Annotated in this window: 1 protein-coding gene; it reads right to left on the reverse strand. The window is 39.2% G+C overall.

Annotated elements, in window-relative coordinates:
- Positions 1–411, reverse strand: a 411-nt coding sequence (gene dptF, locus A3757_RS21075) for a DNA phosphorothioation-dependent restriction protein DptF (protein WP_068740254.1), incomplete at its 3' end; no start/stop codon positions are given.
- Positions 412–467: the final 56 nt, after the last annotated feature.

Here is a 467-nt window from a genome sequence, read left to right on the forward strand (position 1 = left end):
AGCATCATCACCTTCGCGCTCAAAATTCGCCAACATACCAATATTGATGCCAACGACGAGTGCTTTATCGCTAGTCAAATGCCTGCTGAATAATTCGTTCAGAGTATCAATAGCAGTCTTCTTAGGTTCGAAGCTGTGTGTAGCATCCAAGTGAAACTCGATAGTACTTTCATATTGATTCCGATAACGGGTCAGTATTTCTGATTTGCCATCTCCACTACTTCCACACAGAAAAACAATCTCATTAGATGCAATGCTCTCAAGCTTTGCTCTAAATGCCCGCTCAATATCTGTTTCTACAAACAAATAATCTGTTATTCTCTTCACTATAGGGTCAACAGGGTCACCCGAAGTTGTCACAGCATGTGGCGATGACTTGGAAAGGATACCAAGAGCGTCTCTTAACAACATATTAATACCTAATACTTAATTAGAATTCTTATCTAGTTTTGGATATCAACAAAATG

It is taken from the genome of Oleiphilus sp. HI0117, from assembly GCF_001635235.1.